This is a genomic window from Lysinibacillus sp. FSL W8-0992 (assembly GCF_038008685.1).
Classification (GTDB): Bacteria; Bacillota; Bacilli; order Bacillales_A; family Planococcaceae; genus Lysinibacillus.
Window position 1 is genome coordinate 4,106,538 of the sequence record NZ_JBBOZQ010000001.1, and the last position, 12,610, is coordinate 4,119,147.

General features: G+C 38.3%; 12 protein-coding genes. 3 read left to right on the forward strand and 9 right to left on the reverse strand.

The annotated features are described in order from the left end of the window. Positions 1 to 229 precede the first annotated feature (229 nt). From NSQ74_RS20555 to NSQ74_RS20595, 9 genes are all read right to left on the reverse strand, one after another. Positions 230 to 1,309, reverse strand: coding sequence for a BMP family lipoprotein (locus tag NSQ74_RS20555; RefSeq protein WP_340825772.1), 1,080 nt, complete (start codon positions 1,307 to 1,309; stop codon positions 230 to 232). Positions 1,310 to 1,362: 53 nt separating this feature from the next. Beyond that, entirely contained in the window at positions 1,363 to 2,091 is a 729-nt protein-coding gene (locus NSQ74_RS20560; RefSeq protein WP_139860220.1) for a GntR family transcriptional regulator, read from the reverse strand. A 198-nt stretch (positions 2,092 to 2,289) separates the two neighbouring features. After that, positions 2,290 to 4,584, reverse strand: a complete 2,295-nt coding sequence (locus tag NSQ74_RS20565; protein WP_340825773.1) for an FtsK/SpoIIIE family DNA translocase — start codon at positions 4,582 to 4,584, stop codon at positions 2,290 to 2,292. Positions 4,585 to 4,897: 313 nt separating this feature from the next. Beyond that, positions 4,898 to 6,565, reverse strand: a complete 1,668-nt coding sequence (locus NSQ74_RS20570) for a ribonuclease J (RefSeq protein ID WP_340825774.1) — start codon at positions 6,563 to 6,565, stop codon at positions 4,898 to 4,900. A gap of 370 nt (positions 6,566 to 6,935) precedes the next feature. Continuing rightward, positions 6,936 to 7,835: a 4-hydroxy-tetrahydrodipicolinate synthase gene (dapA, locus tag NSQ74_RS20575; RefSeq protein ID WP_340825775.1), complete on the reverse strand. Its 900-nt coding sequence runs from the start codon at positions 7,833 to 7,835 to the stop codon at positions 6,936 to 6,938. A 13-nt stretch (positions 7,836 to 7,848) separates the two neighbouring features. Further along, positions 7,849 to 8,886 carry an aspartate-semialdehyde dehydrogenase gene (locus NSQ74_RS20580; RefSeq protein WP_340825776.1) on the reverse strand — a complete coding sequence of 346 codons (1,038 nt, stop codon included), beginning with the start codon at positions 8,884 to 8,886 and terminating at the stop codon, positions 7,849 to 7,851. 82 nt (positions 8,887 to 8,968) lie between these two features. Further along, on the reverse strand, positions 8,969 to 9,559 hold the full coding sequence (locus NSQ74_RS20585; protein WP_340825777.1) for a dipicolinate synthase subunit B: 591 nt from the start codon (positions 9,557 to 9,559) through the stop codon (positions 8,969 to 8,971). After that, on the reverse strand, positions 9,553 to 10,332 hold the full coding sequence (locus NSQ74_RS20590; protein ID WP_340825779.1) for a dipicolinate synthase: 780 nt from the start codon (positions 10,330 to 10,332) through the stop codon (positions 9,553 to 9,555). The genes NSQ74_RS20585 and NSQ74_RS20590 overlap by 7 nt, the downstream gene beginning before the upstream one ends. Before the next feature lie 9 nt (positions 10,333 to 10,341). After that, the gene (locus tag NSQ74_RS20595; protein ID WP_173477709.1) at positions 10,342 to 10,605 is read right to left on the reverse strand and encodes a YlmC/YmxH family sporulation protein; all 264 of its coding nucleotides are present in this window, start codon (positions 10,603 to 10,605) and stop codon (positions 10,342 to 10,344) included. Between the two features lie 150 nt (positions 10,606 to 10,755). On the opposite strand from NSQ74_RS20595, the gene NSQ74_RS20600 reads away from it, so the two are divergent. The 3 genes from NSQ74_RS20600 to NSQ74_RS20610 are packed head-to-tail and all read left to right on the forward strand — an operon-like array spanning position 10,756 to position 12,605. Next, positions 10,756 to 11,133: a GntR family transcriptional regulator gene (locus NSQ74_RS20600; protein WP_340825780.1), complete on the forward strand. Its 378-nt coding sequence runs from the start codon at positions 10,756 to 10,758 to the stop codon at positions 11,131 to 11,133. Then, a complete protein-coding gene (locus NSQ74_RS20605) occupies positions 11,134 to 11,982 on the forward strand; it encodes an ABC transporter ATP-binding protein (RefSeq protein WP_340825781.1) in 849 nt (282 codons plus the stop codon). Further along, positions 11,979 to 12,605 carry an ABC-2 transporter permease gene (locus tag NSQ74_RS20610; RefSeq protein ID WP_340825782.1) on the forward strand — a complete coding sequence of 209 codons (627 nt, stop codon included), beginning with the start codon at positions 11,979 to 11,981 and terminating at the stop codon, positions 12,603 to 12,605. The genes NSQ74_RS20605 and NSQ74_RS20610 overlap by 4 nt, the downstream gene beginning before the upstream one ends. The last annotated feature ends 5 nt before the right edge of the window (positions 12,606 to 12,610 follow it).

Below are 12,610 nucleotides of genomic sequence, written 5' to 3' on the forward strand. Positions count from 1 at the left end.
AAAAATAAATTAATACAGGAAAGGTCATCGTTAGAAACCTTTCTTCTATTAACTTGGTACCATCATTATCTTAAGTTACGATAATATAATAATCTTATTTCAATATGGAAAAATAATATAAAAATAAAATATATCCAAACAGAGTATTACAAATAGTCAAAATATAACGATAGATTGAAAAATCATCATAAGGGCAGTTGTAAAGCCCTTATGATGATTAAGAGATGAATTATTTTTCCACTTTTTCTGGAACTACGATTTCACCGCTAGAAATTTTTTCTTTATATTCGTCAATAACAGCTTGTACGTCTGCTGGAATTGCACCACGAGAGTCAGCAAGTTTAACGCCGTCTTCAGCTAGACCGTAGACAACTGTTGTACCACCTGGGAATTCACCATTTTTTGCTTTGTTTGAAATATCTACTACTGCTTCGTTAACACCTTTTAACATAGAAGTTAAAGTAATGTTTGTTTTATCATCAACTTTACCTTCATCGTATTGGTCAGCATCTACACCGATTACCCATACGTTCGCGTTAGGATCTTTTGCTTTACGTTCTTTAGCTTCAGAGAATACACCGTTACCAGTTGCACCAGCAGCGTGGAAGATAATATCTACGCCTGAAGAGTACATGCTGTTTGCAGCGATTTTACCAAGATCCGCTTTGTCAAATGCACCAGTATAGTTGCGTTGAATTTCGATATCAGGGTTAACAGCTTTAGCACCTTCAACGAAACCAGCTTCAAAACGATTGATAACTGGAATATCTACGCCACCTACAAATCCGATTTTACCTGATTTAGACATTTTAGCAGCAGCTACACCCGCTAAGAATGCGCCTTCTTGCTCTTTGAAAAGAACATTTACAACGTTATCAGCTTTTACTTCAGCATCGATTAATGCAAAGTGGTTATCTGCATTGTCAGCTGCAACTGCTTCAACAGCATCTGCCATCATGAAACCAATACCGAATACTAAGTTAAAGTCACGACGGATTAAGTTGTTTAAGTTTGTTTCATAGTCAGCGTCAGAAGCTGATTGTAAATAGTCGAAACCACCATCACCTTTTGATAGGCTGTGTTCTTTACCATAAGCTTGAACACCTTCCCATGCAGATTGGTTAAATGATTTGTCGTCAACGCCACCTACGTCAGTAACCATCGCTACTGAGAAAGTTTCCTCAGTGTTTTTGTCTCCTGATGCATTGTCTTTTGCAGGTTTTTCTTCGTCCTTCGCACCACATGCACCTAGAATTGCACTTGCAGCTAAAACTGAAGATAATACTAAACCAAATTTACGTTTTTTCATTTTGTTAACCCCCCGAGGTATTGTAATTAGCAGGAAAATAATTTAGAAATGTTCTACACCCGTTTACGTACTACATGGAAGCTGAATTTATCAGCTCGGAAATAATTTTTTGAATACAGCACTACTTGATCATTATCATCATAATGGAGCTGTTTCAATACTAAAAGAGCAGTTTCACGACCACAATTTAGTATCGGTGATGCTTGTTCATGATACCCTACTGGATCAATATAAGTTACAGCATAGGCAACATGAATTTTACCCGATTGTTCAAGTGCAGAGAAAAGTGAAACTTCTTTTTTGTCAACAAAGTCAGTAGGCAGGAAGCTTGCTGGTAATTTATCTATACAATAAACTACTGGCTCACCGTCCGCTGTTCTGACGCGTTCAATCGTGAGTATTTTATCTTCGCCATCACATTGGAAGCGTTTTAAATCTTCATCAGAAGGGATATTCTCCGTTGCCTTTAAAAAACGAGACCCTGGTTCCATACCTGCTGTTTCGATCATAGAAGAAATACTGGATAAATGCTCGATGCCTGAAGTAAACAACGGCTTAGGATTAACAAAAGTGCCAACCCCATGTCGACGCACAATCACATTTTCCTCTTCCAACAGTCGAAGCGCTTCCCTAAGTGTTGCTCGACTTACCCCTAGTGATTTCGATAATTCAAACTCTGAAGGAAGTTTTTCATTTTCTTTAAAAACGCCCGTCTCAATGTCAGACTTTAAACGATCAATTACTTGAAGATAGAGATGACGATGATCTGCTTTTATAGTCACATAAATCACCACCAAAATCAGAGATCAGACATCTGATGTACAACATTCCTACTAATCGTTCATAAATATAACATTTTTGCAGAATGAAATAAACTATTTTAAGCAAAATCAATTATAGAAATCATTTTTTCCTTCTTTTTGTCGCAAACATTTGGACATAAATACTGAAAAAAATGATTGTTTTTCCTTTTTAAGGAATCAATTATCATACTGATGAATAAGCACTTGTCGAGGCTTACTGCCCTCTGGAGGCCCTACAATACCGCGTTGTTCCATCTGATCGACTATGCGAGCAGCACGAGAATAGCCAATACGGAAACGACGTTGTAACATGGACACCGAAGCTGTCTGCATATTAACAACTAATTGGACTGCTTCGTCAAATAATTCATCCGTTTCTTCTAAAACTGTCTCTTCTTCACTCGGAATCATCTCTTCTTGGTACTGTGCTTTTTGTTGTTCTATAACAAAATTCACAACCGCTTCAACTTCCTGATCGGATAAAAAAGCACCTTGCACTCGTTTAGGTTTAGAAGCACCAGCAGGTAAAAATAACATATCGCCACGGCCAAGCAAACGCTCTGCCCCGCCCATATCTAAAATCGTTCTCGAATCAATAGCTGATGATACTGCAAATGCAATTCGTGAAGGGATATTTGCCTTAATAACACCCGTTAAAACGTCTACACTTGGTCTTTGAGTCGCTAATATTAAATGGATACCCGCCGCACGAGCCATCTGCGCCAAACGCGTAATGGAATCCTCGACGTCATTGGAGGCTACCATCATTAAATCTGCTAACTCATCGACAATCACTACAATATACGGCAACTTCGGATGCTTTTCCTCTGTTTGCTCATTTACTTTTTGTACATGACCATTGTAGCCTTCAATATTTCGAGTGCCCGTATGTGAAAATAAATCATAGCGTCGTTCCATTTCCGATACTACCTTTTTAAGTGCTTGTGACGCTTTTCGAGCATCGGTTACAACTGGTGCTAACAGATGAGGAATTCCATTATAGACATTCAATTCCACCATTTTCGGGTCAATCATCATGAGCTTAACTTCATGTGGCTTTGTTCGCATTAGTATGGATACCACAATGCCATTTATACACACACTTTTCCCGCTGCCTGTTGAACCCGCTACAAGTAAGTGCGGCATTTTATTAAGCTCTGCTAACACGGCTTGTCCAGTAATATCACGGCCTAGTGCTACTTGTAACAACGAATCTGGCTTCGCTCCATCTTTTGATTCTAGCACTTCTCGCAATGTCACGATTGCTACCTCACTATTAGGAACTTCAATACCAATTGCCGATTTACCAGGAATCGGTGCCTCCATACGAATATCCTTCGCTGCAAGTGCTAAAGCTAGGTCATCCTGAAGGTTAACAATTTTACTTACTTTTACGCCGATATCTGGCAGTATTTCATATTTCGTAACAGCAGGCCCTAAATGGACTTGCGTCACTTTAGCCTTTACCCCGAAACTTTGCAAAGTTTGCTCTAACTTTTTCGCATTTGCCTGAATTACGGAATATTCACCACTTTGGTCGTGCTGTGGAGGCATTTGCAAAAGATTGAATGAGGGAAGTTGATAATCTGCATTTTCAACAGCATCTGCACTTCCAATGTGGACGTCATCAATAAGCTCTCCTTCTTCAATTTCTACGTGCTCAGCGATTGGCAGTGGTTCTTCACGTTCATGTGATACATTTTGTGTAAAGGCTGAGATAATTGGCTCATGAGAAACTTCCTCTTCCTCATGTACTTCATGGGCGTGATCAACAGCTGCAACTTCGTCCGCAGTACTTTCTGCTCTTGAACGACGACTTTTTGCTTTCTTTGGCGCATTTTTTTTCTTTTCTCGCTGTTTTTTTTGCCATTTCCCAAAAAGCACAGGCATTTTTTCAGCTAAATACGGAACAAGTGCCTTGCCCGTCACTAAAATTAAACCGATAAAGAAAATAACCCAAGCAACCACTTTCGCACCTGTCGCTTCAAATAATACGTGAAGACCACTAAATAACAAAGCGCCTACCATTCCACCGCCAAGTGCATCACTGCGATGAACCACACCTTCCGAATTAATTAAGATTCGCCACGACTCTCTCAGAACCGATTCAGATAATAAGCCACCTGATTTTGATAATTGCTCAAATAAAATCCCATGACTAAAAATAGTCAAGCTCATCACAATTAAAAACATTCCTAAAATAAGTCGGTCTTTCATGCTTACTTTTTTCTGCCCAATCATTAATAGCAATGCAACAAATATCAGCATAAATGGCACTGCAAAATGTAAATTTCCTAAAAGAAACATGGCAATTGTTTGTAAAATACGTCCAATCATGCCATATTCAAAAATCATAATGACCGCAATTGCGATTAAGATGAGCCCAAAAATTTCGTACATGAGTGGATGCATTTCTTTTTTGTCAGATGTTGGTTTTGCTTTTGTTGTTTTTCTTCTTTTACTACTTGCCATCTTTTTCACCTTCTTTTGCAATCCATTCTATATATGTAGCGAATAATATCATGTAGAACCCGATTATTTCAAAAAAAGGATTTTCCACCGTTTTTTATCGGCTAGAAAATCCTTTCTTCTTTCGCTACTTTCCCTTACCTTGCTCTAAAATACAACTCTCGCTTATAGGGCAAGTCCATTTTTCAAAGGTTGCTTGCTTAAGCAATGTCGCATTTTTTTATAAGACATTCAGCAAACCTTTTGAAAATTCAATCGGCAACGCTACGTAAATGTCACGTTAGTAGCAACGTGCGTAAAATAGTCGTTTAAAATTTTAATATTCCATAATGATTGGGATAATCATTGGGCGGCGCTTCGTTTTTTGGAATAAATAAGTATTCAATGTATCTCGAATCTCTTGTTTAATGTTTGTCCATTCAAATGTATCTTTTCCAACGTATTTTTCAATGACGGTTTTCGCAATTTCAGATGCTTCCACCATCAGTTGCTCTGATTCACGTACATAGACAAAACCACGCGATAAGATTTCGGGACCTGATGCGATTTTCTTTTGTGCTCGGTTTAATGTGACAACAACAATGAATATACCATCCTGAGATAGTAATTTACGATCACGTAAAACAATGTTTCCAACATCGCCTACACCAATACCGTCAATTAATACATTGCCGGCTTGTACTCGACCGCTCATACGCATTTTACCGTTTTTATATTCTACTATATCACCTTTATCGGCGATGAAAATTTGTGATTTTTGCATACCCAACTGTTGAGCTAGTTTAGAGTGAGCAATAAGCATACGATATTCACCTTGAACAGGGATAAAGTATTTCGGCTGCATTAAATTCAGCATTAGCTTTAAATCCTCTTGGCTGCCGTGCCCTGAAACATGGACATTTTTGCTCGATGTCAAAATTTCAGCTCCTGCTTTTGCAATGGAGTTCATTGTGTTAGCCATTTGTACTTCCATACCTGGAGACGGAGTAAACGTAATGAGTACTGTATCATTTTGTTTAATCTTAATATCTCGGTGATGTTTACGAACGATTTTTTCCAGCGCGTCTAGCGGTTCGCCTCTATTACCAGTTGCGATAATAATAATTTCTTCTTCTTGATATTTTTGCATATCAGAGATAGGAATAATAGTATCTTCTTCAACCGTTAAATAACCTAACTGTACACCTAGATCAACAGCTTTTTCTAGAGGTTTCCCTACAATCGCCACTTTACGGAATGATTTTTGAGCTTGTGTTAATACTTGTTGAATACGAATGAAGTTAGATGCGTATACAGCTACTAAAATACGACCTGGTGCTGAATGGAAAGTTTTTGATAGTTGTTCCTCAATCACAATTTCAGATGTCGTATAGCCTGGTCGCTCTGCTTCACAAGACTCAGAAAGTAAAATAAATACGCCTTCTTCACCTAATTGCGCCATTTTTGCTAAATCTGGCTTGAACTTACCTGTCGCAGACTGATCGAATTTAAACTCCCCTGTATGAACAATCGCCCCTTCAGAAGTATGGAACACAACTCCTAATGAATCGGGAATACTATGTGTTGTATGGAAGAATGTCACATACGTAGAGTTGAAATTCATACGGCTTCGATTTGTTACTTCAAAGAATTTCACCTGATGTGGTGCAGGTAATTCTTTTAAATGTTCTTTTGCGAGCGCAATAGTTAATTTTGATCCGTACACTGGTGCCTTCACTTTTTGTAAAATATAAGCGATTGAACCAATAGCATCCTCGTGACCATGTGTTAAGAAAATCCCCTTAACACGCTCTTTGTTTTCTTCTAAATACGTAATATCAGGAATTACGATGTCAATGCCCAGCATCTCGTCTTCTGGGAACATTAAACCGCTATCTACTACAAATAGCTCTTCGTCAATTTCTACTACGCACATTGCTTTTCCGATTTCGCCCACGCCACCTAGTGGAATGATGCGAATTAGTTCATTTTTCTTTTTTGTCAATTTGTTTCCTCCTAAAAAATATCCCGAACAGCAACCACTTATTTTCATTATACGGTTTGCAAAGCTTTTGCACAAATTAAAAATATAGGTAATGCGATTATTTTAACCCCTATGGCGTAAAAATCCACTCCGCTTTCCGCGGGCACAGTGTAAGCTGCAACCCTCGCGTGCGCGCGGTTTGTTGCGTCTTACGTTGTGGGTTAGTCCCGCAGGCGTCTTCGTGGATTTTTACTTAGCTTATCATTAAATTGTTTGAGTGCCTGACACCTCAGCAAATCGCAGAGAAATTGTTTGAGTGCCTGGCACCGCAATGTTAAAAAAACTATAGACAAACTCGTATTGTTGAGTTTGTCTATAGTATCATCTATCACTATCTAAAGCTTTTCGCTTTTTCTTGGTATGTTTCCCATACTAAATCAAAGTTTGCTTTCTCTTCATCCGTCATTTCTACCATTGGTAGACGAACATTTAATGTATCAAATCCTAATTTAGTCATTGCGTATTTTACTGGTGAAGGATTCGGTTGGGCAAACAATGCACGTACTAATGGTAATAATGCTCTGTGAATTTTCGCAGCTTGCTTGTGATTTCCTTCTTCAAACATTCGGATCATTAACTGCATATCATTTCCAACGACATGCGACGCAACTGAAATTACTCCCGCGCCCCCTATTGCAAGCAACGGTAATGTTAATCCGTCATCTCCACTATATACAAAGAAATTATCAACAGCTTCAACGTTTTCAATAATATCGCCCATTTGATCTAAATTCCCGCTCGCCTCTTTAATCCAAGAGATATTAGGAATTTTACTTAAATCAACAGACGTCTCATATGCCACGTTCACACCTGTACGTCCCGGTACATTATAAAGCATTACAGGCAGCCTAGTTTCTTTTGCAATAGTTTCAAAGTGCGCGTAAATACCTCGTTGGTTTGGCTTATTATAATAAGGTGCTACTAACATAATACCATCTGCACCATTTTCTTCAGCCTTATGCGTCATGGCGATAGAATAAGCCGTTTCGTTATCCCCTGTACCCGCAATAACTGGTACACGGCCTGCGACTTTCTCTACTGTAAATCTTACTACTTCAATTTTTTCTTCTGTGGTCATAGTTGGGTTTTCAGAGGTTGTGCCACATGCAACAATGCAATCAGTGCCATTATCTATTAAGTAATTAATAATACGTTCTAATTCCGGATAATTAATCGTACCATCTTCCTTAAACGGCGTTATCATTGCCGTTCCAATTCGACCTAAATTCATCCTTACACCCCTCTTATAGTAATTTATCCTCAAGCATTGCTTCTGCAATTTGGATAGAGTTCAATGCAGCGCCTTTTAATAAATTATCTGATACGATCCAGAGATGGAATCCCTTTTTATTGTCTAAGTCTTGACGGATACGTCCTACAAAAGTAGCATCTTCCCCTTCTGCGTAAATTGGCATTGGGTAAGTTTGTGTTGCGATATCATCTTGTAATACAATTCCAGGTGCATGACGTAATACTTCGAAAATCCCCTCAACTGTCGTATCTTTTTCTACTTCTATATAAACAGATTCAGAATGTCCTGAAACGACAGGTACACGTACGCAAGTAGCAGCTACTTTTAGCTCTGGTGCATGCATAATTTTCTTCGTTTCATTAATCATTTTCATTTCTTCGTATGTAAAGCCATTGTCTGTAAATTTATCGATTTGTGGAATGACATTACGAGCAATTGGGAAATGACGTTTGTCGCCACCACTTGGTAAAATATTCGCTTCTACATCTTTACCTGCATCCCAGTTTGCGCTTTGTGCTTTTAATTCTTCAATTGCTGAAATACCTGCACCAGAAACTGCTTGGTATGTTGATACTAATACCTTCGTTAAGCCAAATGTTGCACGGATTGGTTCAAGTGCTGCAACCATTTGAATTGTAGAGCAGTTTGGATTTGCGATAATCCCCTTATGTTTAGCAAGATCGCCGCGATTCACTTCAGGTACAACTAACGGTACCTCTGGATCCATACGGAAATGGCTCGTATTGTCAATAACTACCGCCCCGCGTTTTGCCGCTTCAGGCGCAAGCACTGCCGATACAGAACCACCCGCAGAGAATAAAGCGACATTGACGCCTTCAAAAGCTTCTGGTGTCGCTTCTTCAATTGTATATGTCTTACCATTAAATTCGATTGGTTTTCCTGCAGAACGTGCAGAAGCTAAAAATTTAATATGTCCGATTGGAAATTTTCGTTTAATTAGTTGCTCCATCATTTTTGAACCTACTGCTCCTGTTGCCCCTACAACTGCAACTGTTAACTGCTTAGTCATCTGTCATCTCTCCTTGAATACAAGTTCCATAATGTGTGCTATTGTATCATAAAAATACTGAAAATTGTGTGCAATTAATGATTTATTTGAAATATTGTATCAACAGTGGTTGTAATTGCGTTTTCTGCGTAATTGCTGCATCAACCGTCTCGACCATTTGATTAAAATCAGCAATTAATGAATTCGGTTTTCCGTGGGGTGAATCTTGACCGAATGGAATAAAGTAGATGTTTTTTGAATTGAGCAGTTTCATAATATTCATGCCGTTTAGGCCAAGTGCATCATTTGTGGAAATGCCTAGCACGACAGGTGAACCGTTTCGCAATGTTGCCTTTGCCGCCATCAGCACAGGGCTATCTGTCGCTGCATTGGCAAATTTACTAATACTATTACCGGTCATTGGAGCTATAACCATTGCATCCAATGGATTGGAAGGTCCAAATGGTTCTGCTTCTTTTATAGAAGAAATCACTTTTTGTCCTGTCAATTCCTCTATTTTTGCAATCCATTCTTCTCCTGTACCGAAACGTGTAGCAGCGTGTAATACAGAGTGGGTAATAATCGGGATAACTGTAGCCCCTGCATTGATAAAGTTTTGAATTTTGGGTACAACATCCTCATACGTGCAATGTGAAGCCGTAATGCCTAAACCAATTCGTTTACCCGTCAGCAATTTTCTTCCTCCTCTATTGCCTTGCACAAAATTTCTGCCGCATCATGTGCAAAGTATTTCCCAGGTAATGATGGCAATAGTACATATGTCTGTAACTGGTCAGCATCAATATCTAAACAGCCTGGCTCTGAAGCTAAATCATATAGCACAGCAGGCACATGGTCCTGAAACGATTCTGTAATCCATTTGGCAGGAATCGTATTGATGAAAATCCCATCATGTATCGACCATTTTCGATCATCTAAATCAGACGCTTTATAGCCATATGCTTTCGCTTCACTCACTTGTACCACTGAACGCGCAACAATATGCACGTTAGCACCCATCTTTACGAGTAAAGAAGCGAGCATTTTGGCGATGCGTCCAAAGCCTGCGATTGTAAAGTTTTGTCCGTAAATACATTTCTGCTCGAGTCCGTAGAACGTGGCGATAAATCCCTCCGCTGTCAACCTCGCATTTTGCCAAATAAAAGACTCTTGCTGTAAATAGCAATTAGTTTCATTTTTTTCTAGCAACTGCTTCCAATGCATTGTCAATCGCCCAGTATAAAACTTAACTTGTGATATGCCATATAATTGTTCTACTTCTATCTTCAATGGAAGTATAGGTAGAATAATTTTATTGGGCTGGAACTCTAAAACAAGTTTATTTAACTCCTCATTCCAAACTGAAGTTCTTTTATAGAATACTGTACGTGAAGAGCTTCGCAGCATCGTTGCTAATTCTTTTAACCTTGAGTCCTCGCCGATCACCAGCCATTTTTCGTTTTCCAAAAGCTCACCTCACTGTAAAAATTCGGACTGTACCGTCGTTGTTTTGTTAAATAAAATACGATCTTCCCCAATTAATATAATTTCATGCCATGGAATCATTTCACTAACTTTCACTTTCTTCTTTTGGAATGGTAATTTTTCTTTAATAATCTCAAATCCATGTATCTTACCTGTCTGCACATCTAATAGGCATTCTGTGTGTGCCAGTATGCCAAAATGTACACCACCTTCAACCTGAATTAACTCTTTATCCACCATTTCAGATAATAGCATGCCTCATCTCCCTCCTTGAGCCGTTAACCCAATATATGCCGAGTTTTTGCAAATCGTGCCCCATATTGAAAGTACTTCAATGTTGCAACTTTAGGCTGAACTGTGTATAGTGTGTATATACAGTTTGTTAAACATGAGAGGTGAAAATTTGTGCATATCCATTTAAGCAATGCGAGTGATAAACCAATTTACGAGCAAATTACTGTACAGCTAAAAGAGGCAATTTTAGCAAGTAAATTACAGGCTGGCGATGCACTCCCCTCTATTCGTGCACTCGCAAAGGATCTCAAAATTAGCGTAATGACAACAAAACGAGCTTATGCAGATTTAGAGCGAGATGGCTTTATTGAAACCGTAGCTGGCAAAGGTAGCTTTGTCACTGAACGCAACCAAGACTTTCTCCGTGAGGAATTATTGCGTCAAGTAGAGGAGCATCTGCAAAAAGCCGTAAGGACAGCCAAAACTGCAGGTCTTTCAAAAGAGGAATTAGGAGACTTACTTTCGTTAATTGTAGAGGAGGACAACTAAATGAATTCCATAGAAATTCATGATTTACACAAAATCTTTGAAGGCTTTTCATTAAAAGATATTAGTTTTTCAGTACCACAAGGAACTGTTATGGGCTTTGTTGGTGAGAACGGTGCAGGCAAATCAACTACTATTAAATGCATGCTCAATTTATTGAAAAAAGAATATGGCGAAATATTGCTATTCGGCAAAGATATTGTCGAACATGAGCTTGCGATAAAAAACGACATCGGTGTCGTTTTCGACGAGCTGCATGTACCTGAAACGCTTAATGCGACGCAGCTCGACAAATTTATGAAAAAGGTATTTAAAACATGGGATTCTACCTATTATTTTGAGCGATTGGCACAATTTAAAGTACCTGAGCGAAAAAAGGTAAAAGAATTATCTCGAGGAATGAGGATGAAGCTATCAATTGCATTAGCGTTATCGCATCATCCAAAATTATTGATTTTAGATGAACCGACAAGTGGACTAGATCCAATTATACGTGATGAAATTCTCGACTTGTTTTTAGATTTTATGCAGGACGAGACACATAGCATTTTATTTTCATCACATATAACGAGTGATTTAGAAAAGATAGCTGACTATATTACATTTATTCATAATGGTGAAATTTTATTTAGTGAAAGCAAGGATGTCTTACTGTATGACTACGGTATTTTCAAAGGGAACAAAGAGGAAGTAAGCGATTTACCAGAGCAAGCCATTATCCGCAAACGTAATGGCGCTTTCGGGCTTGAGGTACTTGTTCTAAAAAATGAAATAAGTGAAGCATTTACCGTTGAAAGGCCTACTATTGAAGATATCATGCTATTTTACGTGAAAGGTAGTGTTCAATTATGACTGCTCTTCTAGTAAAAGATTTAATGACCATTCAACGGCAATTAAAGACACAAGTCCTTTTTCTTTTCCCCATTCTTTTTATATCCATTGTGTTTGGGCAAGGTTATTTTATTTTTCCCTTTATTTTATTTATCCTAATTATTCAAGCAGTTACTGCTCTTACTTATGATGAACTATGTGATTTTGATAAATATGCCAATACTTTACCCATTTCAAAGAGCGAAATTGTCCTTAGCAAATACATGCTCAGCCTTTTTCTAATGTTTATCGCATTGATTATTGCGTTACCTATTGTTTTTATAATTAATCACTTCACCAACAATTGGGAAACAGCTAATTATTTCCTTACATTTAACCTTATTATTGCGGCAGCATTATGTATGCTTGCTTTATTATTACCAATCTATATAAAATTCGGCTCTGTAAAAGGGAGATTCGTTCTTATTTTCCTATGCTTTATTCCAGGCTTGATTATCGGTATGTTAGATGAGTACTTTGCGAATATTTTGCTAGTTGTTTCTAAACTACAACATTTGAGCTATCTCGCACCTTTTATCGGACTTTTTATTTTATGGTTATCTTCTCTTATTTCAACAGCAATCTATAAACGTAAGGAATTTTAGGAGGG

Coding starts and splice junctions, on each gene's coding strand:
- NSQ74_RS20555 (WP_340825772.1), bottom strand. CDS start 1,309: ATGAAAAAACGTAAATTTGGTTTAGTATTATCTTCAGTTTTAGCTGCA.
- NSQ74_RS20565 (WP_340825773.1), bottom strand. CDS start 4,584: ATGGCAAGTAGTAAAAGAAGAAAAACAACAAAAGCAAAACCAACATCT.
- dapA (WP_340825775.1), bottom strand. CDS start 7,835: ATGAATTTAGGTCGAATTGGAACGGCAATGATAACGCCGTTTAAGGAA.
- NSQ74_RS20580 (WP_340825776.1), bottom strand. CDS start 8,886: ATGACTAAGCAGTTAACAGTTGCAGTTGTAGGGGCAACAGGAGCAGTA.
- NSQ74_RS20595 (WP_173477709.1), bottom strand. CDS start 10,605: ATGCTATTATCTGAAATGGTGGATAAAGAGTTAATTCAGGTTGAAGGT.
- NSQ74_RS20605 (WP_340825781.1), top strand. CDS start 11,134: ATGAATTCCATAGAAATTCATGATTTACACAAAATCTTTGAAGGCTTT.
- NSQ74_RS20610 (WP_340825782.1), top strand. CDS start 11,979: ATGACTGCTCTTCTAGTAAAAGATTTAATGACCATTCAACGGCAATTA.